At 36.8% G+C, this 23,560-nt stretch carries 27 protein-coding genes, 5 tRNA genes and 1 riboswitch; of the genes, 19 read left to right on the top strand and 13 right to left on the bottom strand.

The genetic code is table 11. From position 1 onward, the window contains the following. Positions 1–61: 61 nt before the first annotated feature. The 5 genes from ELS83_RS16735 to ELS83_RS16715 form a co-directional block, all read right to left on the bottom strand. A tRNA-Lys gene (locus ELS83_RS16735) sits at positions 62–134 on the bottom strand. 38 nt (positions 135–172) lie between these two features. Further along, positions 173–245: transfer RNA gene (locus tag ELS83_RS16730), tRNA-Lys, on the bottom strand. Between the two features lie 38 nt (positions 246–283). After that, a tRNA-Lys gene (locus tag ELS83_RS16725) sits at positions 284–356 on the bottom strand. Between the two features lie 37 nt (positions 357–393). Continuing rightward, a tRNA-Lys gene (locus ELS83_RS16720) sits at positions 394–466 on the bottom strand. 38 nt (positions 467–504) lie between these two features. Next, positions 505–577 (bottom strand) — tRNA-Lys (locus ELS83_RS16715). A gap of 368 nt (positions 578–945) precedes the next feature. On the opposite strand from ELS83_RS16715, the gene ELS83_RS16710 reads away from it, so the two are divergent. Both ELS83_RS16710 and ELS83_RS16705 read left to right on the top strand, forming a co-directional pair. After that, positions 946–1,755: an SDR family oxidoreductase gene (locus tag ELS83_RS16710; RefSeq protein WP_171596695.1), complete on the top strand. Its 810-nt coding sequence runs from the start codon at positions 946–948 to the stop codon at positions 1,753–1,755. Positions 1,756–1,891: 136 nt separating this feature from the next. Further along, positions 1,892–2,623 (top strand): RNA polymerase sigma factor, encoded by a 732-nt coding sequence (locus ELS83_RS16705; protein ID WP_171596694.1) that lies wholly within the window; start codon positions 1,892–1,894, stop codon positions 2,621–2,623. Between the two features lie 10 nt (positions 2,624–2,633). Here ELS83_RS16705 and ELS83_RS16700 read toward each other — a convergent pair whose 3' ends face one another. Beyond that, positions 2,634–3,644 (bottom strand): YitT family protein, encoded by a 1,011-nt coding sequence (locus ELS83_RS16700; protein ID WP_171596693.1) that lies wholly within the window; start codon positions 3,642–3,644, stop codon positions 2,634–2,636. A 182-nt stretch (positions 3,645–3,826) separates the two neighbouring features. Between ELS83_RS16700 and ELS83_RS16695 the strand changes: the two genes are divergently transcribed. The 7 genes from ELS83_RS16695 (at position 3,827) to ELS83_RS16665 (ending at position 10,016) form a co-directional block, all read left to right on the top strand. Beyond that, positions 3,827–4,375 (top strand): 1-acyl-sn-glycerol-3-phosphate acyltransferase, encoded by a 549-nt coding sequence (locus tag ELS83_RS16695; protein ID WP_171596692.1) that lies wholly within the window; start codon positions 3,827–3,829, stop codon positions 4,373–4,375. Positions 4,376–4,386: 11 nt separating this feature from the next. After that, on the top strand, positions 4,387–5,169 hold the full coding sequence (locus tag ELS83_RS16690; RefSeq protein ID WP_171596691.1) for an amidohydrolase: 783 nt from the start codon (positions 4,387–4,389) through the stop codon (positions 5,167–5,169). Positions 5,170–5,371: 202 nt separating this feature from the next. Next, on the top strand, positions 5,372–5,713 hold the full coding sequence (locus ELS83_RS16685) for a BlaI/MecI/CopY family transcriptional regulator (RefSeq protein ID WP_430438939.1): 342 nt from the start codon (positions 5,372–5,374) through the stop codon (positions 5,711–5,713). Positions 5,714–5,770: 57 nt separating this feature from the next. After that, entirely contained in the window at positions 5,771–7,537 is a 1,767-nt protein-coding gene (locus tag ELS83_RS16680; protein ID WP_171596690.1) for a TonB family protein, read from the top strand. Between the two features lie 101 nt (positions 7,538–7,638). Further along, positions 7,639–8,343 (top strand): energy transducer TonB, encoded by a 705-nt coding sequence (locus ELS83_RS16675; RefSeq protein WP_171596689.1) that lies wholly within the window; start codon positions 7,639–7,641, stop codon positions 8,341–8,343. Positions 8,344–8,409: 66 nt separating this feature from the next. After that, entirely contained in the window at positions 8,410–9,108 is a 699-nt protein-coding gene (locus tag ELS83_RS16670) for an energy transducer TonB (protein ID WP_171596688.1), read from the top strand. A 188-nt stretch (positions 9,109–9,296) separates the two neighbouring features. Beyond that, entirely contained in the window at positions 9,297–10,016 is a 720-nt protein-coding gene (locus tag ELS83_RS16665; protein WP_171596687.1) for an energy transducer TonB, read from the top strand. A gap of 55 nt (positions 10,017–10,071) precedes the next feature. Here ELS83_RS16665 and ELS83_RS16660 read toward each other — a convergent pair whose 3' ends face one another. Next, a complete protein-coding gene (locus ELS83_RS16660; RefSeq protein WP_171596686.1) occupies positions 10,072–10,731 on the bottom strand; it encodes a B3/B4 domain-containing protein in 660 nt (219 codons plus the stop codon). A 161-nt stretch (positions 10,732–10,892) separates the two neighbouring features. On the opposite strand from ELS83_RS16660, the gene ELS83_RS16655 reads away from it, so the two are divergent. The 3 genes from ELS83_RS16655 to folK are packed head-to-tail and all read left to right on the top strand — an operon-like array spanning position 10,893 to position 12,356. Continuing rightward, positions 10,893–11,609 carry an SDR family NAD(P)-dependent oxidoreductase gene (locus tag ELS83_RS16655; RefSeq protein WP_171596685.1) on the top strand — a complete coding sequence of 239 codons (717 nt, stop codon included), beginning with the start codon at positions 10,893–10,895 and terminating at the stop codon, positions 11,607–11,609. A gap of 10 nt (positions 11,610–11,619) precedes the next feature. After that, entirely contained in the window at positions 11,620–11,970 is a 351-nt protein-coding gene (gene folX / locus ELS83_RS16650; protein WP_171596684.1) for a dihydroneopterin triphosphate 2'-epimerase, read from the top strand. Positions 11,971–11,987: 17 nt separating this feature from the next. Then, positions 11,988–12,356 carry a 2-amino-4-hydroxy-6-hydroxymethyldihydropteridine diphosphokinase gene (gene folK, locus ELS83_RS16645; RefSeq protein WP_171596683.1) on the top strand — a complete coding sequence of 123 codons (369 nt, stop codon included), beginning with the start codon at positions 11,988–11,990 and terminating at the stop codon, positions 12,354–12,356. Here the strand turns inward: folK and ELS83_RS16640 are convergent. Together ELS83_RS16640 and ELS83_RS16635 are read right to left on the bottom strand one after the other, a co-directional pair. Beyond that, complete coding sequence (locus ELS83_RS16640) at positions 12,344–12,745, bottom strand: (deoxy)nucleoside triphosphate pyrophosphohydrolase (RefSeq protein WP_171596682.1); 402 nt, start codon at positions 12,743–12,745, stop codon at positions 12,344–12,346. The two genes, folK and ELS83_RS16640, sit on opposite strands and share 13 nt — an antisense overlap. Beyond that, positions 12,742–13,125, bottom strand: coding sequence for a C-GCAxxG-C-C family (seleno)protein (locus ELS83_RS16635; RefSeq protein WP_171596681.1), 384 nt, complete (start codon positions 13,123–13,125; stop codon positions 12,742–12,744). The genes ELS83_RS16640 and ELS83_RS16635 overlap by 4 nt, the downstream gene beginning before the upstream one ends. Before the next feature lie 149 nt (positions 13,126–13,274). Here ELS83_RS16635 and ELS83_RS16630 point away from each other — a divergent pair, with 149 nt between their 5' ends. From ELS83_RS16630 to ELS83_RS16620, 3 genes are read left to right on the top strand one after another with little or no spacing between them, the layout of a single operon-like run. After that, positions 13,275–14,435: an AGE family epimerase/isomerase gene (locus ELS83_RS16630; RefSeq protein WP_171596680.1), complete on the top strand. Its 1,161-nt coding sequence runs from the start codon at positions 13,275–13,277 to the stop codon at positions 14,433–14,435. A 12-nt stretch (positions 14,436–14,447) separates the two neighbouring features. Next, positions 14,448–15,347, top strand: coding sequence for a DUF4434 domain-containing protein (locus tag ELS83_RS16625; protein WP_171596679.1), 900 nt, complete (start codon positions 14,448–14,450; stop codon positions 15,345–15,347). Positions 15,348–15,357: 10 nt separating this feature from the next. Beyond that, a complete protein-coding gene (locus ELS83_RS16620; protein ID WP_171596678.1) occupies positions 15,358–16,032 on the top strand; it encodes a hypothetical protein in 675 nt (224 codons plus the stop codon). A gap of 6 nt (positions 16,033–16,038) precedes the next feature. Here the strand turns inward: ELS83_RS16620 and ELS83_RS16615 are convergent, their stop codons facing one another. Continuing rightward, positions 16,039–16,449 carry a hypothetical protein gene (locus tag ELS83_RS16615; RefSeq protein ID WP_171596677.1) on the bottom strand — a complete coding sequence of 137 codons (411 nt, stop codon included), beginning with the start codon at positions 16,447–16,449 and terminating at the stop codon, positions 16,039–16,041. 207 nt (positions 16,450–16,656) lie between these two features. On the opposite strand from ELS83_RS16615, the gene ELS83_RS16610 reads away from it, so the two are divergent. The 4 genes from ELS83_RS16610 to ELS83_RS16595 all read left to right on the top strand — a co-directional run bounded on the left by ELS83_RS16610 (position 16,657) and on the right by ELS83_RS16595 (position 19,293). After that, complete coding sequence (locus tag ELS83_RS16610) at positions 16,657–17,010, top strand: hypothetical protein (RefSeq protein ID WP_171596676.1); 354 nt, start codon at positions 16,657–16,659, stop codon at positions 17,008–17,010. 29 nt (positions 17,011–17,039) lie between these two features. Next, positions 17,040–17,139, top strand: a riboswitch (TPP riboswitch). A gap of 88 nt (positions 17,140–17,227) precedes the next feature. Next, entirely contained in the window at positions 17,228–17,875 is a 648-nt protein-coding gene (tenA, locus tag ELS83_RS16605) for a thiaminase II (RefSeq protein WP_171596675.1), read from the top strand. 19 nt (positions 17,876–17,894) lie between these two features. After that, on the top strand, positions 17,895–18,701 hold the full coding sequence (thiD, locus tag ELS83_RS16600) for a bifunctional hydroxymethylpyrimidine kinase/phosphomethylpyrimidine kinase (RefSeq protein ID WP_171596674.1): 807 nt from the start codon (positions 17,895–17,897) through the stop codon (positions 18,699–18,701). A 34-nt stretch (positions 18,702–18,735) separates the two neighbouring features. Continuing rightward, positions 18,736–19,293 (top strand): cysteine hydrolase family protein, encoded by a 558-nt coding sequence (locus ELS83_RS16595; protein WP_171596673.1) that lies wholly within the window; start codon positions 18,736–18,738, stop codon positions 19,291–19,293. 9 nt (positions 19,294–19,302) lie between these two features. Here ELS83_RS16595 and ELS83_RS16590 read toward each other — a convergent pair whose 3' ends face one another. From ELS83_RS16590 to ELS83_RS16580, 3 genes are all read right to left on the bottom strand, one after another. Further along, positions 19,303–20,745 carry a S41 family peptidase gene (locus ELS83_RS16590; RefSeq protein ID WP_171596672.1) on the bottom strand — a complete coding sequence of 481 codons (1,443 nt, stop codon included), beginning with the start codon at positions 20,743–20,745 and terminating at the stop codon, positions 19,303–19,305. A gap of 147 nt (positions 20,746–20,892) precedes the next feature. Then, complete coding sequence (locus ELS83_RS16585) at positions 20,893–21,657, bottom strand: LytR/AlgR family response regulator transcription factor (RefSeq protein ID WP_171596671.1); 765 nt, start codon at positions 21,655–21,657, stop codon at positions 20,893–20,895. Continuing rightward, a complete protein-coding gene (locus tag ELS83_RS16580; protein ID WP_171596670.1) occupies positions 21,647–23,437 on the bottom strand; it encodes a sensor histidine kinase in 1,791 nt (596 codons plus the stop codon). Before ELS83_RS16580 ends, ELS83_RS16585 begins: the two co-directional genes overlap by 11 nt. Positions 23,438–23,560 lie beyond the last annotated feature (123 nt).

Genomic DNA, 23,560 nt, shown 5'->3' with positions numbered 1-23,560 from the left:
TCTACCAGCTGAGCTAAGGAATCGTGCTGATTTTATTGGAAAGACTTTGCTTGTCTTTTTGTGATCCCTCTGGGGTTCGAACCCAGGACCCCAACATTAAAAGTGTTGTGCTCTACCAGCTGAGCTAAGGAATCGTGCTGATTTTATTRGAAAGACTTTGCTTGTCTTTTYGTGATCCCTCTGGGGTTCGAACCCAGGACCCCAACATTAAAAGTGTTGTGCTCTACCAGCTGAGCTAAGGAATCGTGCTGATTTTATTGGAAAGACTTTGCTTGTCTTTTCGTGATCCCTCTGGGGTTCGAACCCAGGACCCCAACATTAAAAGTGTTGTGCTCTACCAGCTGAGCTAAGGAATCGTGCTGATTTTATTGGAAAGACTTTGCTTGTCTTTTGTGATCCCTCTGGGGTTCGAACCCAGGACCCCAACATTAAAAGTGTTGTGCTCTACCAGCTGAGCTAAGGAATCGTGCTGATTTTATTGGAAAGACTTTGCTTGTCTTTTTGTGATCCCTCTGGGGTTCGAACCCAGGACCCCAACATTAAAAGTGTTGTGCTCTACCAGCTGAGCTAAGGAATCAACATGTATGCTTTGTTTTCAAAAGCGATGCAAATATAGAGCGATTAAATTTAAATCGCAAACTCAATTTCGCCGAATTTGTAGGAATTTTACCCAAGAAATACGAGTGATTTGCTTTATATCATTGGTTGGTAATTTGATATAAAACCGAAAAGAAATTGAAAAAAAATTACAAACTTTTAAAAACTTCTAATTTTGCTTATGATAATGGCCGTTTTTCCTGGGAAAAATGATCTGGATGCTCCCAATTTAATTCTCAAAAAATGTAGGATCCTTCTAAAAACGGTAAGAAAATAATTCTAATTTTGTGAATCATTATTGGAGTCGATAAGAAAACAGACTCAAAAATTACGTAACAAGTCTTCCTTATGAATGGTAAAATTGTAGTGATTACCGGAGCATCTTCTGGTATTGGAAAAGCATTGGCATTTGAATTTGCTTCGCGCGGATCAAAAATTGTACTGGCAGCAAGAAATACTGAAAAGTTGAAAGAAGTAGAGGAGGCAATCCTCGCAAAGGGCAATGAAGTATTGTCTGTGAAAACCGATGTGAGTATCGAGGAAGATTGTAAAAATTTAATTGAGAAAACGGTTGAAAAATTCGGCACTGTTGATGTACTGATAAATAATGCAGGAATTTCAATGCGTGCCATGTTTGCTGATCTTGAATTATCAGTATTAAAACAATTGATGGACGTAAATTTCTGGGGAACGGTTTACTGTACCAAATATGCAATGCCATACATTACAAAATCTAAAGGTTCGGTAGTGGGCGTAATTTCAATTGCCGGCTACATTGGATTGCCTGCGCGAACTGGCTATTCGGCTTCGAAATACGCAATTCGTGGTTTCCTGGATACATTAAGAGTAGAGAACCTGAAAACTGGCGTACATGTATTGGTAGCAGCACCAGGTTTTACTGCTTCGAACGTAAGAAATGTAGCCCTTACAGCTGATGGATCATCGCAAGGAGAAACACCACGCGATGAGGACAAGATGATGAGTGCCGAAGAGTGTGCTCGTTTGATTGCTAATGCTGTAGTGAAGCGCAAAAGAGAATTGATAATGACCTTTATGGAGGGCAAACTAACGGTTTGGTTGAAGAAGTGGTTCCCATCCTTGCTCGAAAAACTGACTTATAACCACATGGCAAAAGAGCCAAACTCTCCATTAAAATAAAAAATAAAATGTTAAGCGGGTAATAAAAATACTCGCTTTTTTTATTCAAATGTGTAACATTTATGGGCATTTCAAGTATATCTATGCTTTACGAACTTGGTATCTTTTTGATACGACAACTACTACTACTTGACTAATGGATAAATCACACTTTAACACGTTTATCTTTTCCAATGCGAATAAGATATACTACTATGTATTTTGTATTTTAAAAGATCATAAGCAAAGCTTGCAGATTGTAAGCCAAACCATCGAGGAGTGTTGGGATAAAAGATCCGAAATTGCCCCAACTGATCTACACAAAGTATTTCAACTCGCTCGAAAACTTGCCAAATCAAATGCTTCTTACAGCAATGTCTCACAGCATTCTACCCAAAGCGATCAATACTTGCAGAATGTCAATCCTGTCTTAAAAAAGTTTTGTTTGCTGATTAAGGATTATGCACCCTTGCAGGCCGAAGTAATCTGTTTAAGATCGTTGGCCAGATTAAGTGTAGACGAAATTGCCTTGATCCTGGAAGTTGGCATTAATAATGTAATTTCAATTCTTGCAAACGCACGAAAAATGATGCGTTCAGCAATTGATCCTGTAGGTGTATTGAACGACTTTAGTTGCCATGAACTGCTACCAAAATACTATTCTGGTAATACTTCCATAGATGAGGAAGAACAGTTACGACTTTTTGTTTCTCGTATGGATCTTACGGAAATTCCTGATGCAGACAGAGAAATTCTATTGATGTTCCTAAAATTAGGCAATGCTGAAATACCTGTTGAAGATTCTGAGATGCTCACCTCAAAACTTAAAGAGCTACAAACCGGAAAAATTAAAAAAGCATTTTCAAAGTTCAGAAAGCAATCCAAATAGGGATTGCTTTTTATTCTGGTTTATCATCTAAGGATTTAAAGCCTTTCCCAAGAATTTCGTTGGTTTCCATTACCGTTACGAATGCCTCCGGATCAATAGAGTGAATGTAATCCTGCAGCATGGATAATTCGCGGCGGTTAACCACCATGAAAATCATATTTTTTTCTTCGCCATCGTACATTCCCGTTCCTTTCAGGAATGTGCCTCCACGATTTAAATCACCAATTACTTTGGTTTTGATTTCTTCATATTTATCAGAGATGATAAACAATGCCTTCTCGTAATGAGAACCTTGCAATGTAATATCTGTTACTTTGCCTATTACGAATAAAACAATCCAGGAGTATAGAGGAATTTGCCAGTCGGGTTTGATGTATAAACTACTCAGTACAATTAATGAATCGATGTAAATTACGGTTTGTCCCAAAGGCATTCGCAAATATTTTGCCGTTATCATAGCCAGGATATCAGAACCTGCCGATGTTGCTCGTGCTTTTAATATTAAGCCCAGGCCGAAACCAATTAAAATTCCACCAAAAATACAGGATAGCAATACATCATCAACCAAAGGAATAACACCCCACCATGCTGTAATGGTATCTAAAAACAAAGCACAAAGCACAAAGGATAATATGGTTTTAATCCCAAAGCGAGGGCCTAAAATTTTAATTCCGATAAGGCTTAAAGGAACATTAATCAGTAAACTGGCAATACCTACCGGGATTCCGCCTCCAAATTTTCGAAACAGATCATTGGAGTAATCCATAAAGAGATACAACAGACCCGAGAAAAAACCATTGTAATCGTCAGGATTTAAAGCTCCAAAAATCCCTTGAGGGAAAAGGCCTTGAGTTAGTTTATTGATCACAATTCCAATACCATAAATGCTACCCGGAACCAAATCGTGAGGAACAATAAAAAATACAAAACCAGCAGCCATAATAAAAGCTCCTGCAATAACCAATGAGTAATTGTAAAACCACTTTCCTGAGAAAATGGCATCCTTCTGAATAAAAGCCAAAGTGAATCTGTTTTTAGTGTGTAAGTATCAATTAATTGTAAGAATAGTAAGATTTTGCAAAAATAAATAATTTTTGATTGAATACTTTACAGAATCTACGCTATTTTCCGAGAATTTCTTTAATTAAAGGTTGTTTTACCCGTTAAGAATTGATTGCTTTGCATAGAAATCAAACTAAAAATATGAGAGCAGCTATTAGTAGACTGATCATGAGAATGTTCGGTTGGAAATATATTGGTGATGTACCAGAAATTAAAAAAGCAGTAATTGTTGCGGTGCCACATACCTCGAATTGGGATTTTGTATGGGGAAAATTGGCATTTTTATCGCACAATGTGAGTACAACCATCCTGATGAAGAAGGAATTGTACGTATTCCCATTAAAATATTTGTTGAAATCCTGGGGTGTGATACCTGTCGACAGGTCGAAAAAAGGAAACATGACAGATCAGTTGGCGGAAGAATTCTCGAAAAGAGAATCATTGTACATTTCCATTGCGCCAGAAGGAAGTAGAAGTTTGAGAAAAGAATGGAAAAGAGGTTTCTATTTTATTGCTCTTAAGGCCAATGTTCCAATTTATTTGGCAGAAATCAACTACGAAGATAAAACACTTACCTGCGGCATTCCGTTTTACCCAACTGGTGATGTTGAGAAAGATATGATTGCCATTAAGAGTCATTACATCAATTCAAAACCTAAACATCCTGAGAAGTTTTCGACAGGATTATAATATGAGCCGATATGACTGATCACTTAAATGTGAGCCTTGTGCAAACAGAATTGATATGGGGGAATGTTGAGGACAACCTGGCTCATTTTTCCAAATTGATAGCCGATGCCAAGCTAAAAACTGATTTGCTAGTTTTACCGGAAATGTTCACCTCCGGATTTTTAATGGATAAAAAGGAAGAAATTGCTCCATTCGAGGAAATTAGTGTGAATTGGATGCAGGAAAAAGCTTCTCAGCTAGGTGCTGTAGTTGTAGGCAGTATTATTGTGAATGATGAAGGAGACTTTTTTAACCGCTTATTTGTGGTCAATGCAAAAGGATTAATGGGCACTTACGATAAAAGGCATTTGTTTCGCATGGGAGAGGAGCAGAATCATTTCAAAGCCGGAACCGAAAGACTCATATTTGAAATAGGCAAATGGAGAATTTGCCCGTTGGTTTGTTACGACTTGCGTTTTCCGGTATGGAGTAGAGGGAATAACGATTACGACCTCCTACTGTATGTTGCGAACTGGCCCGAAGCACGTCGCGAGGTTTGGAATACACTCTTAAAGGCTAGAGCCATAGAAAATCAGGCTTATACTGCAGGCGTAAACAGGATTGGTGCAGATGGAATGAATTTGTCCTATTCCGGAGATTCATCGCTCTTCGATGCAAAAGGAAAACTATTGGTTAAATGTGAAGATCACCAATCGGAAATTCAAACCTACAGCATTAGTTTGAACGACTTAAATCAGTTCAGAGACAAATTTCCGGTATTTTTAGATGCAGATTCATTTCAAATAGACAAATAAAGGCATTCTTTTTGATGGAAAATCAGTGTATTAAAAAAGTAGTCCCTGTGATTTTATTCATCAGTATTGGAAAACTAAAATTATAGTTTTATATTTATGACTAAAGTCAAAGAATAAAAAAATCAATAAACAAAAACTTGTTGTCCCACTTTAAATAAAACAAATAATAATGAAAGAATTAACCAGAGCTGAAGAACAGGTAATGCAAATCCTTTGGGAACTTGAAAGTGCCTTTGTAAAGGAAGTTATCGAACGTATTCCTGAGCCTAAACCAGCTTACAATACCGTTTCAACAATTGTTCGAATTCTTGAGAAAAAAGGATTTGTTGGACATGTTGCTTTTGGTAAAAGTCACAGATATCACCCATTGATTACCAAAAAAGAATATACCCGCAAATTTATGAAAGGCTTCGTACGCAATTACTTTTCGAACTCTTATCGCGATATGGTTTCATTTTTCGCTAAAGAGGAGCAGGTAAGTTTATCGGAATTGGAAGAAGTAAAAAGAATGGTAGAAGAGCAAATTAAAAAACAAAGCTCTTAAATAGTTCCAGGAATGGTTACAGGCATAATTCTATATTTTTTACAATCAGCAATTTGCATGGCATTTTTTTATGCCCTGTATTGGTTGTTTCTGAAGAGAGATACATTCTTCAGGATCAACCGTGTGTTCTTGTTGCTGACATTGGCTGCCTCACTACTCATTCCTTCGCTCGAAATTCCTTTTGAGTTAAACTCCAATTCGGTTTCAACAGATTACGCCATGCTGGATGCGGTTGTGCTTACTTCTCAACAATATTTAAGTGCAAATATGCTGCAAGAGGTTGTTGTAACAGCCGATAAGCATATTGATTGGTATCAGTACATCGGATTTATTTACTTGATTGGATTATTATTACTTAGTGCCAGATTTTTTAAAAATCTGATCCAATTATTCATTTGGACCCGAACCAACAAACGAATTCGTGAAGACGGAGTACAGTTGGTTGTGATGAAAGATGATTACCCTCCTTTCTCTTTCTTGAATGCCATTTTTATCAGCAAGAAGGATTATCAAAAACCTGGTTTTTCCTCCATTTTGGCGCACGAAAGAGTTCACGTGGACCAATTGCACACCTTCGACTTGCTGATGTTGGAGATTCTTACCGTTGTTTTCTGGATCAATCCTTTGGTATGGATGTACAAGAGTTCCATACAGGAAGTTCATGAATACCTTGCAGACGATAAGGTGGTGAATGGATCGGCAAATCCAAACGAATACAAAATGCACATTGTAAATCAGTTTGCAGGTGGCGATTTGTTTAGGTTGGCAAATAATTTTGGACAATCTACCCTGAAGAAGAGAATTTCCATGTTGGGCAAAATTAAGACACCAAAAATTGCCCTTGTGAAATTGATTCTTTTGGTGCCAATTGTTTTGGTTTTGTTATCAGCCTTTGCCTTTACCATCGAAGAGGAAGAGAAGTTGGCAAACAATATCTCCTTTTCCGAAATGATACCTGATGGCTTAAAACAGTTCTATTCTTTCTCCGATAGAGAATATACCTATAAAGAAGAGGATGTAAATTTTGTGAGAGGAAAGGCAGATAATGGTATCTCGACACTAGCTTACAAAGAAAATGTGAACCCAAACCAGGTTTACCGAATTGTAGATCAAATGCCTGAATACCCTGGAGGGATAAATGTACTGCAGAATTACATTGCCAGTGAGATTCGTTACCCTAAAAATGCCAGCAAGAACAAAATTGAAGGAAAAGTATTTATAAGTTTTGTAGTAGGAAAAACGGGTGAAGTAAAGAATGTGTTTGTTAATAAAGGAGTATCTCCTGATTTAGACAAAGAAGCACGCAGGGTTGTGGCGAGTCTGCCAAAATGGACTCCGGGAAAACTTAAAGGGAACTTGGTAAATGTGGCTTATACATTACCAATTGATTTTAAACTGGAAGATTTTGATGTGGAACAACCACTTTTAACCAGAAACCCTGTACTTGAAAAAATTAAGAATGCATCAGATTATCACTCAGATAACCTGGCGAAACTGGAAAACTATAACGAAACCTTTACCCTTGTTGAAAAAATGCCTGAATTTCCAGGTGGAGATGGAAACCTAAGGAAGTGGGTTGCACGAAATATCAGGTATCCGATTTTGGCTGTTGAACAAGGATATGAAGGGAAAGTGTATGTGAAGTTCAATGTAAATAAAGATGGAAGTGTTTCGCACGCCAGAGTTATTAAAGGGGCAAATGTAGAATTAAATCAGGAAGCGCTACGCGTGATAAATAGCATGCCTTATTGGATTCCAGGCGAACAAAAAGGTGTAAAAGTAAAGGTGAGTTATACAATTCCTATCCGTTTTGCTTTGAATTAATAAAATTTTTTACGTATATTAACTAAGAAATTAGTTGTAAGGACTAATTTTTTAGGGATAAACCCAAAAACCAATTTATTGTCTAACCAAAATTCAATGTTATGGAAGTAAAAAAGAATCCCCGCCACGATTTAGAAAAGAAAAGAGGAATGTTCTTACAAATCGGTTTTTTAATCAGCTTTTTATTTGTTTTGGCTGCATTCGAATACAAAACACCGGTTGCCGAAACCGAGGAATTAGCCATGGATATCATGGAAGAAATAGACGAAATTGTTCCAGTTACCGTTCAGGATAAACCAAAACCGAAAGAGCAGCCCAAAGTGAAATTAATGGAATTGACAGAAATCATGCTTACCGAAGATGATGACGAAATCGATGATTTGGAAATCATTGATGCAAGCTTGTCTGAAGATGATGAGTACGATATTCGTGATGTAAGTGAAGATGTTGAGGAAGTTGATGAAGACACACCATTCGTGAAGGTAGAGCAAATGCCAATTTTCAATCCTAAAAAGAACAAAACCTACGAGCAAGGTCAGCGCGATTTATTCATTACCATGCAAAAAATGACCCGCTATCCAATCGTTGCTCAGGAGAATGGAGTACAGGGTAAAGTATTTGTTAGGTTTGTTGTAACCAAAACTGGCGAAATTTCCAATATTAAAGTTGTTCGTTCGGTAGATCCAGCTTTGGATAAAGAAGCCATTAGAGTGGTTAGCAACCTGCCAAAATTTAAACCAGGAATGCAAAGAAACAAGCCAGTTAGTGTTTGGTTTAGTGGATACATTTCGTTTGTACTGCAATAATTTTTTTACCTACATTAACTAAGAAATTAGTTTAAATGTATTGTTGAACCTTTAAATCATTGTGCTATGAAAGAGAAGAAGAATCCCCAATATAATTTAGAGAAGAAGAGAATCATGTTTTTGCAGTTCGGTTTAATTTTCAGCTTTATGCTGGTGTTAACTGCTTTCGAATACAAAGTTCCTTTCGAAGAACCCAAAGATGTGGTTTTGGATGTATTAGATGATGTGGATATGCTCATACCAATTACTTATCGTGAACCCGAAAAGCCAATAGAGCCACCACAGGTAAAGAAAATTACACTGCTTAATCCAACAATAGTCGAGGATATTGATGCAGATCCTGATTATGAACCAATTGATTCATTTGGAGACATTGAGGATGATGTACAACTGCCTGTGGAAAATGATATCGAAGAGGAGGAGGAAACTCCATTTGTGCACGCCGAGTTTATGCCCGTGTTCAGACCTGATAGAAATAAAGACTTTAAAGCAGGGAATATGGATCTTTTCAGAACCTTGCAAACTTCTGTAAAGTATCCAGTAACTGCTCAGGAAACAGGTATACAAGGGAAAGTATATGTTCGCTTTGTGGTGACAAAAACGGGTGATATTTCAGACATTCAAATCACACGATCGGTTGATCCACTCTTAGATAACGAAGTGATTAGAGTCTTGAAAAACTTGCCAAAATTTAAACCTGGAATGCAAAGACTAAAACCTGTTTCTGTTTACTACTCGGCATATGTGAATTTTAAATTGCAATAATCTGATAATCAACAATTAATTGACTTGCTGATTCGAAACAATAAATTCTAAATTTCGTACTATTAAGAAGTAAAACGTTCTTTGAACTCATCCTCTCATGAGGTCAGTATTTTGCACGAAACAGTAATGCTTCGTACTTGATGAAAGACTTGTGTATATAGCATCTTGTTACCGTAAAATGTGCAGCTATGATTCCAAAAAAGAATCCAAACGTCGATTTGGAAAAACGGAAATCCTTATTCTTCGAAATTGGGATGGTCGTGGCACTGGCTGTAACCTTTGTTTCTTTCGAATGGAAATCGAATGTAAAGGAAGCAATTCACTTTACTCCTGAAAGCGAATTTACAATTGATGAAGAAATGGTACCGATTACCAGGCAGGAAGAAATTCAGGCTCCACCGAAACTACCGCCCAAAATCAAGATTACGGATGTTATTACAATTGTAGATGATGATGTTGAACTCGAGGAAGAATTAGAAATTATTGAGGAAGACATCAATCAGGAAACTGAGGTCGAAATTCAACCGATTCGCGAAATTGTTCAAGAAGAGGAAGAATTAGATGAAGCTCAAATCTTTGTTATTGTTGAAGAAATGCCAATTTTTCGCCCTGATATCTGTAACAATCAGAAAGAAGGAGATGCAGAGCTTTACCGATACATTTACAAAAACCTGAAATATCCTATTGTGGCCCAGGAAAATGGCATAACAGGAAGAGTGTTTGTGAAATTTGTAGTAGGTAAAGATGGTGGGATTTATGATATTGAGGTATTGCGAGGAGTAGATCCATCCCTGGACCAGGAGGCAATCCGAGTGATTCAGAATTTACCAAAATTTGCCCCAGGAAAACAAAGAGGTAAACCAGTAAAAGTATCCTATACTTCAGTAATTAAATTTGTATTACAATAATTTACCAGACAGACTTGAAAAAGAAGGTCCGCAAGATTTTTGCGGACCTTTTCATTTATATGATTTGTGTATTGATGTTCTCGGCCCTGGCATATTTTTCTAGCAATGAAACCGCAAAATTCATGGCTTCACCTAGTTCATGCTCTCCCTGGAAACTTAGAATAATCATTAAAAACTGGGAACAATCTTTGGTAATCGATGTGCGAAGAGAATCGCTGGTAGGACTACCAAATGCTCCGGAATCATCTCGAAAAACAGGCAGGAACTCAATGTTTAATTCGCCGCGTCCGATCCCTTTATAAGGTTCATTTTTTAGTCCAATCCCCAATTGGATTTTACCATTAATTTTCTCAGCATTGTAACCACCAATAGAAAAACCGCTATCAATCGAAACCAGGTTCAAAAGATCTACAACATTATTGATTTTGTACAAACCCTTTCCGCTCACTACCCGTCGCAGAAGTGCCTCGGCAGAAGGCCTGTAACGACTTGGATCTTTACCTATGGTTCTGTAGCCTAGTTTTGTACTCTTAACAGAGGGCAATTCACGTATTTTTTCAGGACTTAATTCTGCTTCCTTTATTTTGATACATTCATCGATCTCCCGCCAAAGTTCCGGGCAGTCTTCAACGGTTTCAACTCCACACTGAATTACACCAAGCTTTAATTCAGGACACTTATTTTTCAACTCTTCTTCTATTCGAATGTCTATCATTTTCAGCATTAATTTTGAGAATAAACAAATGTAATTCTCAAAAATAGAAATTAATAAGGAGATAATTTCTGTGAATCTTTAAATTATCTTATCATAAATTTCTTTAAAGATTGAATATTGATTAAATTTAAAGGAAAGCGTAAACGATTAATTGAGGTGAAATGAGAAATGTACTAATAACCGGAGCCATTAAGCGCCTGGGAAAGGAAGTAGCAGAACATATGGCTGCCAAAGGATTCAGCATTGCCTTGCATTACAATTCGTCTAAAAAGGAAGCTTTGGAATTGCAAGCCAAACTAATGGATCTATATCCTACCCAAAAGTTTAAAATTTTTCAGTGCGATTTAGGCAATGAGTTAGAATTGGAACAATTCACCGATAAAGTGATGAACTTTTTCGATAAGTTGGATGTTCTCATAAACAATGCATCGGTTTTTGATCCTGGTATCATTAGGGAAACTGATGTAAAACTCTATAATCTTCAAATGGATGTGAACCTAAAGGCGCCATTTGTGCTATCAAGAGATTTTGTGCTGAATAACAAAAAGGGAATCATCGTTAATTTTTTGGATACTAGAATTACAGGTTATTCGAATTCCCATGCTGCTTACAGCATTTCGAAAGTAGGATTGGCTCACCTAACAAAAATGATGGCACTGGAATGTGGACCAAATATCAGGGTGAATGGAATTGCACCCGGAGCTACTTTACCACCCGAAGGAAAAGGGGATGAATATTTAAAGAACCTGGCTGAAAAAACACCAATGAAAATTCCAGGCGGTGTAAAACCGATTCTTCAATCGCTTGATTACATTTTGGACAATGAAAACCTAACCGGGCAGATTTTATACTGCGATGGTGGGGAACAACTCTTATAAATTAAAGCTTATGGCAATTATTCGTGTAAAAAATTTATTAATTAGAACATACATTGGATTTAATCCTGAAGAACTGAGAAACAAACAGGATGTGGTGATCAACATGAGTATTAAAACTGATGTAAGTGAAGCCATTAAGAATGATGATGTTGACAACTCGTACAATTATAAGGTGATCACCAAAAAGGTGATTGCTATGGTGCAGGAAGGGAAATTTAAAATGCTTGAAAATTTAACCCAACAAGTTCTCGATTTAATCATGAAAAATGAGAATGTAGAATGGGCCAAAGTTGAGGTAGACAAGCCACATGCCTTGCGATTTGCCGAATCTGTATCCATAGAACTCGAAGCGAATAGGTAACTCTAATCTGAATCAATATGAACTCCTGTATTATTGGCATTGGATCGAATATTAATCCGAAAGAAAATATCAAAAGAATGCTGTCTTTGCTTGCAAAAGATCATAGAGTAGGACGCCACTCATCATGGGTCAAAACAGCTCCGATCGGAATCACCGATCAGGATGATTTTATGAATGGTGCTGTGAGGGTGGAAACACATCATGATATTGATGAGTTCCGAAACTATTTAAAGCGATTGGAAGATAGAATGGGACGCGATAGGACTTTGCCAAAATTTGGTCCGCGAGTGATCGATTTGGACATTGTAGTTTGGAATGGTGAAATCATAGATGAAGATTACCATACCCGTGATTTCTTGCGCGACTCAGTAAATCAACTTCTATAGCCATAATGGTCTAAAAGCAGTTCAACCAGTTTGATATCAGCCGGTGCCCAATCGAGATCTTTCAGTTCTGAATAATGCACCCATTTCACGCTTTGATGAACTCTAATTTGAAATTCTCCTGATAGATGTTCAACAAAATAAGCTTTCAGACAAACTTTTTTATTGCCATAATCGTGTGTGTTCTCACCAAGAAATCCTTTCACTTTTGATTGAATGCCAAACTCTTCAAAAAGTTCCCGTACCATGCATTCTTCGGCAGTTTCGTTGGGTTCAAGCTTTCCTCCCGGAAATTCCCATTTCAAACCCAATTCGTCATGATGATTCCTTTGAGCCACCAAAATACGATCTCCTTTTCTGATGATTGCTGCACAAACAGGGATTGCTTTCATTTTGTATCCTTTTGCACCGGATCGAGTTCATGCAATAGATTAGCAGCCAATCGCACCAAGTTTTTACAAGACATGGAATAGTTGAACCTGATATCGAAACAAGTCAGGTGGTCAGATTTTTCCTGAAATCGTTTTGTAAATTCATCGGCCAAGGCAGGTTTGTCTTTAAGTAGTTCCAGAGCAGCAAAATAGGCTCCGCAATACCCCTCGGGAGCTTTGCCATTCCCATATTTGGCCAGCTCAACAATTTGATCGTTGCTAATTTGGTATTCCTCCTGAAAAGCTTTAAAAATTGCCTGTGAGCAATTGTAATACCCTGGAGGTTTATGAAAGTACTTCAAAGCAATATCTGCTTTGCTTTTTCTGTGAAAAAAACTCATTGTAAAGGTTCAAGTTGGTTACCAACAAATGTAGCTTTTTCAAAAATGAAAGACCAAATAATTAAGCTCTTTTAGAACATGAACTTTGTCATCATTTTTATATAGATTTAGTGTAGAAATCATAAAGAATTGATAAGTAAATTGATTACATGAGTACAATTGAATTGGAAAAACTAAAAACTGAGTTGGAGAAGGAGTTGTTCCACCATGTTTTGCCATTTTGGGAAAAATATTCCATCGATCAGCAAAATGGAGGTTATTATAACTGTTTGGATAAAAATGGGAATATTTATGATACAAACAAATACATGTGGTTGCATGGAAGGCAGGTCTGGATGTTCTCAAAGCTATACAATACACTTGAAAAGAAAGAAAAATGGCTTACCATCGCTACTCATGGTTTTGAGTTTCTGAAAAAATTTGCAATCACCGAAAACAATCGGGTGTACTTTTCATTAAATGAAAAGGGTGAACCAGTTTATATGCAGAGAAAAATATTCTCGGAATGCTTTTATGTGATGGCTGTGGCCGAATATGCCAAAGCGATTCGTTCAGATGAATTAAAAGAACAATCGAGGCAGATGTTTCAGTCGGTTTTGGAAATGAGTCAAAAACCGGAATTAATAAATCGTCCGGTATACAAGGGAGAGCCTGATTTTCAAAACCTGGCAGTTCCCATGATCATTTTAAACCTGATTGAAGAAGTGTATCAGCACGATTTTCATTTGGTTCGGAATATGGTTGACGAATGTATTGCTAAAGTCAAAATGCATGTGGTGAATTCTACCGTTTACGAAAATGTATTGACTAATGGGGAACTGCATGATTCCTCGGCTGGCAGACTATTAAACCCGGGACATGCCATTGAGGCTGGCTGGTTTATGAAACATTGGGCAAAGAGACTAGAGGATAAGGATTTGAATGCCTTGTCGAACACCATGATTACAAGCTCTTTGGACCAGGGCTGGGATCAGGAGCATGGTGGCATTTTTTATTTCCTGGATGCCAAAGGATTTTCTCCAACCCAATTGGAATGGGATCGAAAATTGTGGTGGCCACATTGCGAAGCTTTGTACGCGACACTTTTAATTTATGCCGAAACAAAATCGCAGGAAGATTGGAAGCGCTTTCAAATGATTAAGGATTATACATTGGCACATTTTCCAGATCATGAAAATGGGGAGTGGTATGGATATTTAGATCGGGAAGGGAAAGTTTCCCAACATTTTAAAGGAGGGCCATACAAAGGTTGTTTTCATGTACCGAGAGCTTTGTTTTTGTGTGTGGAATTATTAAAAAGTTTGATTTAAAGAACAAGAAAAATGAAAATTACTGGAACTTTTCTCGACGAAATATCACATGATATCCCATCATCGAACTGGGGAAGAAAGGAGTGGGCCAAGGATTTTGATGAAATGAAAGCCATCGGAATCGATACTGTAATCCTGATTAGAGCAGGATATAAAAACAAATTGACTTTCGACTCGGAAAGCCTTAAAAAGTACATTCAGCCTTATCCTGTTTACATCGATTTAGTAGATCTTTTTCTGGAACAGGCAGAACGCTGCGGCATGAACTTTTATTTTGGTTTGTACGACTCGGGAGAGTATTGGCACAAAGGAGATTATAAAAAAGAACTTGAAATTAATAAAGAGCTTGCCAAAGAGGTAGCAGAAAAATATGGAGAACGAAAAGCTTTTAAAGGGTGGTATGCGAGTCATGAATTAAGTGTTCACGATGAGGATCAACTAAGCTTGGTAGGTGAGTTGTGTGAAGAATTAAAATCAATTAAAAACATTCCCATCCTGATTTCTCCCTATGTAAAGGGACGAATGCAGTTCGAAGATCCAATTACATTAGAAGAACATGAAGCACAGTGGGATCAAATTTTTTCGGCGTTATCGGGTAAAGTAGATATTGTTGCCTTTCAGGATGGACAAGTCGATTTTTTTGAATTGGAAGATTTTTCGAGGGTAAATAAAAAGTTGGCAGATCAACATGGCATTGAATCGTGGGCCAATGTGGAAAGTTTTGAACGGGGGATGCCCATTAATTTTCTTCCCATTGATTGGCGAAATTTGAAGATGAAGATGGATGTTGCACAAAAAGTAGGAGTAAGCAAGTTGATTACTTTCGAATTTTCTCATTTTATGAGTCCAAATTCTATTTATCCTTCGGCACATTTTTTGTTAGATAGATACAGAGAATTTACAAAACTTTAATCATCAACAAATGAGAAAATTTAATCCCTGGGCGTTTGGCATTTTATTTCTTGGCTTTTTCGCTTATTTTGCCTGGAATGGTTTTACATTGCCTACTGTGTTTTTTGGTAAAACCCTTACCAAGAATGCTGTAATTTACGATGCACAAATGCATACAGTTTCGTTTGGAAAGCAAGTAAACTGGACACAAACCGTAAGGTATTTTTACCAGGTTGAAAATGAATGGTATGATGGTTCGTACACACTAAAAGGGGCACAATCCAGGCAAAGAGTTGGAAATTTAATTTCTCTGGAAATTTCAAAATCTCGTCCGCAAAAACACAGGATTAGGGCATTTTACAAATCGGGATGGCATTACGGTAATATGGAAAAACAGTTTGAAACAAGGCAAATATCAGGATATAAAAAGTTTCATTTTACGAACCAGGTTTTCAGTTTAATAGATTTTAGCGCAAAAAAAGATTCAATATCAAAATATTACGGAGTATTGCAGGTGAAAAATGATTCGGTGAAAGAGCTGGTTCCAATCATTCATTACTACAAGTCAAAAACTTACCTGGAATATCAGCTTATCGATAAAGCATTGAAAAACAAGTTCCACCAGAAGTATCAATTGATGAAGCAGAACAAAGACAGGAGAAGTATTCAACTTAAACCAATGCAGGAAACCTTTTATAAATCCTGATCCTGTTTAGTTTTGTAATTTGCTTTTAATCAGATTAATTCTTTTTTGTAAATGAATCGAGAAACTCACTGCATTTTCATCAACAAATTGGAACAATACCATCGATTTTTGGTAAAATTCCTGTGAAAGTTCCAACTGATTCTTGGCAGTTTGTATCTCGGCCTCGGCATAGAAAAGCTCTGCTAATATTTGCAAGTGTTCATTGGTATAATTGTGTTGCTCCAAAAGGGTTGTATTAAGCTTTTCTTTTGGGATATTTCTGAAAAATGCCGCATCCTCTTTTAAAAAATCACGATAAGCATTTTCCAAAATTTTAGAAGCTTCTTGTGTATTGTTTTTTGTAAGTAAACCTAAAATTTGAGCAATAAGCTCAGCAATGAGCTCAATCATTCGAAGAATGTAATCTTTTTGGTACATATTAATCTGTTTAATTGGAGAGTTGAAGTTAATAAAAAATGAATGGCTGAATTCAATTTATCCTATAGAATTCCTGCCTCAGTAGCAAGAAAATAAGATCATAAACAAGTTGTTGTATGGAATGCATTTTGAGAAGGGGATTTCAAAATAAACATTTGATTATCTGGCATGATAAACCTATATTTATATCATAATAATTTTTAGCATATGAAAACTGTAATAGCTTTGTGTGTACTCATGTTCTTTTCCTTTTCATTATTGGCACAATCAGCTACTGATGATGATTATCTTGAAAAGTGGAAAATGTATAAAGAGCAGAAAGCACCTTTTAATCAGGATGTTGAAAAAGAAAAATTTCTTTCCGAGATTGTTGAAAAGAAACCTGTGCTGCAACTGGGCGATTTAAGATTTAAAAAGAAAGAACATTCTTTTGGACATGATGTTTTATCGGTTGCCTGGTGGGCTGCTACGGTTGTAGATGAGAATATTCGTTACCAAAACTCTATTCATAAAAATCCGGCAAGGTTTTTTGCGGTGGGATATCAGGAACAAAATTATTAAGCTGATTTCGATTTAAAATTTTACCTTTGCCTTTGCGTTAGGGGTGCTTGAATTTGTGATTTCATGCTGAGAAATACCCTTTCACCTGATCTGCATAATGGTAGCGTAGGGAAACGATTCATCTTAAAATGATATTATTAATCTCATATAGATAAAACCGTTTCATTGATTTGAAGCGGTTTTTTTTATGCTTACGAAACAAGTTAAAATATAACATATGAAATGGTCTGTTGAGGCATGGCGACGAATCGAAGGGATTTATACCCAGATTCTTGAACATCCTTTTATCAACGATTTAATGAGTGGTGAATTGGAACGTGAAAAATTCAATTTTTACCTGCAGCAAGATTCATTGTATCTTGCCGAATTTGGAAAAGTACTTGCAGGTATTGCCGGTAAACTGGAAGATTCTGAACACAGAAAAGCATTCCTGGATTTTGCCAGCGATACGGTTTCGGTTGAACAGGCTGTGCACCAGTTTTATTTGAGCGATCAAAAGAAAAAAACAACAGCTTCACCTTCATGTTTGCTGTACACCTCATTTATTCACAAGCAGTTGGCGGCAGCATCCGTTCTTGAGGCCGCAGCAGCAGTTCTACCTTGTTTCTGGATCTATAAAAAAGTAGGAGATTATATTCTTGCCAACCAGTCAAAAGAAGACAATCCTTATCAGAACTGGATCGATACCTACGGGGGAGAAGAGTTTGCCCAGGCAGTTGAGAAAGCCATTTCAATTTGCGATAAACTTGCTGTGCAAGCTTCCATAGAGAAAAGGAAAAAAATGTGGGATGCTTTTGTAAAGGCATCAAAAATGGAATGGATTTTTTGGGATAGCGCCTATAAAAAAGAGGGTTGGCCGGTTTAAACTTTAGTTAAAATATCAAATGAAATACAATAGAGTACTCAGCATTGCGGGAAGCGATTCGGGAGGAGGAGCAGGCATACAGGCTGATATCAAATCTATTTCGGCATGCGGATCTTTTGCGGCGACTGCAATTACAGCCATCACTGTTCAAAATACCTTGGGCGTGAGTAATGTACATGCTATTCCGAATCAGATTCTTGCAGAGCAAATTGATGCCGTTTTAAGTGATATTGGCGTAGATGCTATTAAGATTGGAATGCTGCATTCATCTGAAACCATTAAGGTGGTAGCCAATGCTTTGGAAAAATATCAGATCGAAAATGTGGTTTTAGATCCAGTTATGGTGGCAACATCGGGAGATAAACTATTACAAGATGAGGCCATAAGAACGCTTAAGGAAGTACTAATTCCAAAAGTGAGAGTTATTACACCTAATATGCCTGAAGCTGAGGTTTTATTGAATGCAAAAATTACCAATCAGACTGATATTTACGCCAGCGCAAAGCAGTTGGCAGAGAAATTCGAAACCTCAGTTGTGCTAAAGGCAGGACATTTGTTACAAGATGATTTGATTGATATCTTCTTCGATTTTGAAAAGAATGAATTGTTGGAACTCAAATCGAAGAGAATTGATTCCCGAAATACCCACGGAACAGGTTGCAGTATGTCATCGGCTTTTGCGGCCTTTCTTTCGCAGGGATTTGACCTTCAGGATTGTGCCATTAAAGCCAAAGAATACATTAACAATGCGATTTTGGCTGGCGCCGATTATAAAATTGGCGAAGGACATGGGCCTGTTCATCATTTTTATGACTTTTGGAATTAATTTTATCCGTATTTTCACAGGAAAAATAAAGAATATGAAAGCAGACAAGAATACAGCTTTATTGCTTATTGACCTTCAGAAAGGCTTCGAAGATATTGAATATTGGGGTGGTGGAAGAAACAATCCCGATGCAGAATTAAATGCCTCAAAAATTCTTAATGCCTGGCGTGAAATGAATCTGCCATTGTTTCATATTCAGCACTGCTCAACTACTCCGGGATCTCCACTTATGCCTGGGAATGCGGGCAATGATTTTCTGGATCTTACAAAACCATTAGCTGGAGAAAAAATCATTCAAAAAAATGTAAATTCTGCTTTTATTGGTACTGATTTGAAAGAGCAGCTCGATGAAATGGGGATAAAAAAACTTGTGATTGTTGGCCTGACTACTGATCATTGCATATCAACAACAACGCGAATGGCCGGAAACTTTGGTTACGAAACCTACCTGATCGAAGATGCAGTGGCTACCTTCGACAAGATAGGTTTAGATGGAAAAAAACTTTCGGCCCAACTCATTCACGATACTGCTTTGGCTAGCTTGCATGAGGAGTTTGCAAGGGTGATTCAAAGTGTAGACCTGATAAAATGAGGCTGACTTTTAATCTTGATATTCTAAATAATATTGAACAAAATACACCCAATCATCAAGTCTGTCGTACAATTGAAAAGCTGGTTCCATTGGAATGTAAATATCTGGTGCAATACCAATATTATCAATTGGTTTTTCGAGCAACCTTCTCGAACGTGTTGCCGGCAACCAGAGATTGTATTTCCCAGATGGCAATTCTTTAGGTGTAATGTTTGAATAATCTAGCACTCCGGCCGTACTCTCATTTCCAAATAAGGTGACTTTTGAACTGTTCTTTGCAGTGAGCAGAAATTGTTCTGCAGAGGAGGCATTCCTGCCATTAATGATGATGCCTACCTTTTTAGGATAGCTGTAAATTGTATCCCTTGTAACTGTGGTATCAGCTTCATAAAAAGGGTGTATTACAAATCCACCTATATTTTCTTTCATTTTATTTACAAGGGCTTCGGACCATTCCTCTCCGCCTTTTTTTATATGCCCATATTTAATAGCTTTTTCCCAGTCTTCGATAATTCCTTTAGTGGAATACCATTCAACACCTTTACTTTCGTATGGATTGGTATATATAAGTTCAGCAAGTTTTTGGTAATATGTATCCTGACCGCCACCATTATTCCTGATGTCAATGATTAAATTTGGCCTTGTAGTGATTTCTTTCCAGTATTTTTCAACGATTTCATTGCAATGATTTGAAGAAAAACCGGGAATTCTTAAATAGAAGGTACTGTCATTAAGACTCATAGATAAGGTGTATGTATTCAAGCCATTTGGATATTTAGGGAGATAGGCAAGCAAAAAGGCCATGTCCGATTTTTTGTTTGTGGTCTTCCTTACATATCTTGTGTCATCGTGAATTTCAAGAACAGAATTGTTTTCCAATAGAGAGGCTTTTTCCTGTCGGGCAGCAAACTGTCTATAATTGCGATAGGTAGTTAAATCAAATTCATTATCTCCTTTCTCAATCGCCTCAAAAAGGACTTGATTTTCTTCATAAGCAGGCAGGTCTATTGAGATACCAATGTATTGTTGATCCATTTTTTTGATGGCAAAACTACCTCTGTAACCAATCCAGATTCCTTCAAGTGATTTAGATTCTTTTTGCAATGAATCCAGGTTGAATGAGGCATATTTTTTTTCACAAGACTCTGTTGTATTTCTCTTTTTAGCTTTTCGCTGATAGGAGATCCTTAAATGATAATCTTTGAACCAGGCTGTATACATATTCAAATATTGATAGCAGGAATCAGGATATTGAATCATCAAATCCCGGATTTCATTTTCAAGCTTTTTTAATTCAATCAAATTTTTCTCATTTACTTTATCTGCATATCCGGGGTAATCGTTTTTAATTTTATGAATGACAAAGTCAAAATCTGCCAGGTATTTTGTTTCTTGGGCCTGGCTATAAAAAAATACAAGTAGTAAAAGGCTTGTTGCTATAAATTGTTTCATTTCAGTGCATTTTTGATTGTGTTAAAGATAAATTGTTCAGGTAAGGGCAGACCGATATCTGCTTTCTTATCATAGGCTTTCGCGATTGCTGTTGAGAAAGCTTTTGATAGATAGAGTGTTGTAGTTTTTTGGATAGTATATGAGCGATTAAAAGTTCATTAAACCTTTAATTTGATCGTGGTAATTCTTGCCGCTAATAATTTTTGTTTTTTGTGAATCGTGAAGTAAGAATATATATCTACCTCCTAAATAACGCTTTATTTCTTTGATGTAGTTGATGTTAACGATATAAGATCTCTGTATACGCAAAAAATTACTATCCAGCTTTTCCGAAAGGTAGCTTAAGCTATGATCAACAATAAATTCTTTTCCATCACTTTTATAGATGTTTACGTACTTATCTTCAGCTTTAAAATGAGTGATGTCTTCAATGGAAACAAAGGCTACCCGATCTCCTGTCTTTACAGGAATGGTACTGATCTCTTTTTTGCCCAGAGATTGGATTTGTTTGGCAAGCATATTTTCCAGCTTCCTTACATCGTTCTCCTTTCCAATTAGATGTAGCTTGTCTATGGCTTTTTGCAGTCGTTCTTTTTTGATTGGTTTAAGCAGATAGTCAATACTGACTGTTTCAAAAGCCATAAGTGCATATTCGTCGTGGGCCGTACAAAAAATAATTAGTGGCTGGTGCTTCAACTCTTTTAAAATATCAAAACCTGATTTTTCGGGCATTTGAATATCCAGGAAAATTAAATCTGGTTCCAGCCTATTAATCAATTCGATGGCCTCACTGCCATTGGCAGCTTCCCCTATAATTTCGATTCTATCGGCATGTGGAAGCAGTAAGTTGACTAGTCGTTGTCTTGCAAGCTGTTCATCATCAATAATTAGTGAGCGGTATTTAGTTTTCATGTGTTATCGGTTTTTGTGAAAGAGGCAAACGAATACAGATGCTTTTTTCCGGCTGGTTTTGCCAGGAAAATTGTGCAGATCCTCCATAAATCAGTTCTAGTTTTTCATACAAACTTCGTAATCCATATCCGGAAACTGGTGTATCTGGAAAAGCGGGACCATTGTCTTGTACTCGTATGTGCAAATAACCTGACTGTTTTGTAATTTCCAGTTTGATTATTCCTTTCTCCTGAATGGCAGAAATCCCATGTTTTATTGAGTTTTCGATTAATGGTTGGATTAAAAAGCGGGGCACCAGATTTTTTAGAATGGAATCCTCTATCTCGATATAAAACTCCAGCCTATCACCAAAACGCACTTTTTCGATGTGCAAATAGGTCCTGGCTATTTCAACTTCCTGCTGAACCTCTATCATGTCCTGGTCCTTGTGATTAATGGCATATCTGAAAAAATCGGACAATGATAATGCCATTTCCTCTGTTTTTTCAGGATTGATATGAGTGAGTGTGGCAATAGAGTTTAATGAATTGTACAGAAAGTGAGGATTAATTCTTGATTGCAATGATTGCAATTCAGCTTTGGTTTTTAGGAGTTTCAGTTTCGCTAGTTCCATATCTCGCTTCCTCACTTCTTGTATGTTTTTAAAATTGGTGAAATTAAAGGTCAATCGGAAGCAAACGATCATGATAATGATTGTGATTTGCTCGAAACTTAATTCCCAATCCCAATAGATTTTATGTGATAAAGAAAGAGCAACTATAGGGGTATAAATAAGAAAGAAGATATAAGTAAAAACGGATGTGGTCACAGATTGGACGAAAAGCTTGCTTGCAATTTTATGTCCGGAAAATCTTCTCTCGATTACTGATATGAAAAATAACTCAAGGATTAGCAAGATCTGCGTAAGCAAAACGATTTTTAAAATGTTTGGCCAGGAAATGAATTTGTAGGCAGTAAACCGTTGTGAAAGTAGGTAAAAGAAAAGTATGCAATTAATGATCAGCAGACCTTGTTTTATAAACTCTTTCCAATTTTTCGATTCGGTTTGAATTATTCTGTATTTTAACAACAGAAGCAATGATACAAAGCCTAGTATAATGGCGATTGCCTCACTTGCAAATCGTATTCTATCGCCAAAACGGTAATGATAATAGTCTATAAGCGAGCCATTAAAATTTGATTTGAACTGACTGTAGAAATCTTTGGAATAAAGTTTTTTAATTAAAAACTTATCTACCTGGATAAAGTCGCTTTTTAATGGATCATCCTCGTTAAAAATACTTTGAGTAATGTTCATATCCCCATGAGGATTGTGTTGAATTTTACTCAAACTTCTTACCAGGTAATACATAAGATGTGCATTTCGCTCATCTTGGGTGTATTGGTCAAAAGAGAATTGGTATTCCTGTGAACTAATGCTTCCAAATTTTTGCAAACCATAGAAGTTATGAACCTTTCTTGCGCCAGTTCCTTCTCGCAGCCATAAAGTAATATTTGGTAATGAATCCGAAGCTTCAATCCGCACAGAACTGATTAGAGGTTTTAACTTCCCAATTATTTGTTGAATGCAAATTGAATCTTCCTTGTTGAAATTGCCTTTCAATTGTACTCGAATATCCTTTTCAAAACGATAGGCCTTTGCATTGGGTGGCAAAATTTTGACTCGAATATAATTCCAATAGGATTGGTCAAAATTAGATGGATTGTTACTAGTTTGTCCCAATAATGCGACTGGTATTAGAACGACCAGTACAAGTAAAGGCAGAATGAATTGTCTCATAATTTATTGCTTAAAAGATTTCAAGAGCAAAGAAATCTTTAGAAGTATAAAACTACAAGATATATCCGACAAAGCATATTTATTGTCCGATAAACAGTTTTGTTTTTGTTGTTAAATAAAAAT

Source organism: Marinifilum caeruleilacunae, assembly GCF_013141825.1.
In the GTDB taxonomy this organism is placed as follows: Bacteria; Bacteroidota; Bacteroidia; order Bacteroidales; family Marinifilaceae; genus Marinifilum; species Marinifilum caeruleilacunae.
This window is presented reverse-complemented; position numbering and strand designations above follow the sequence as displayed.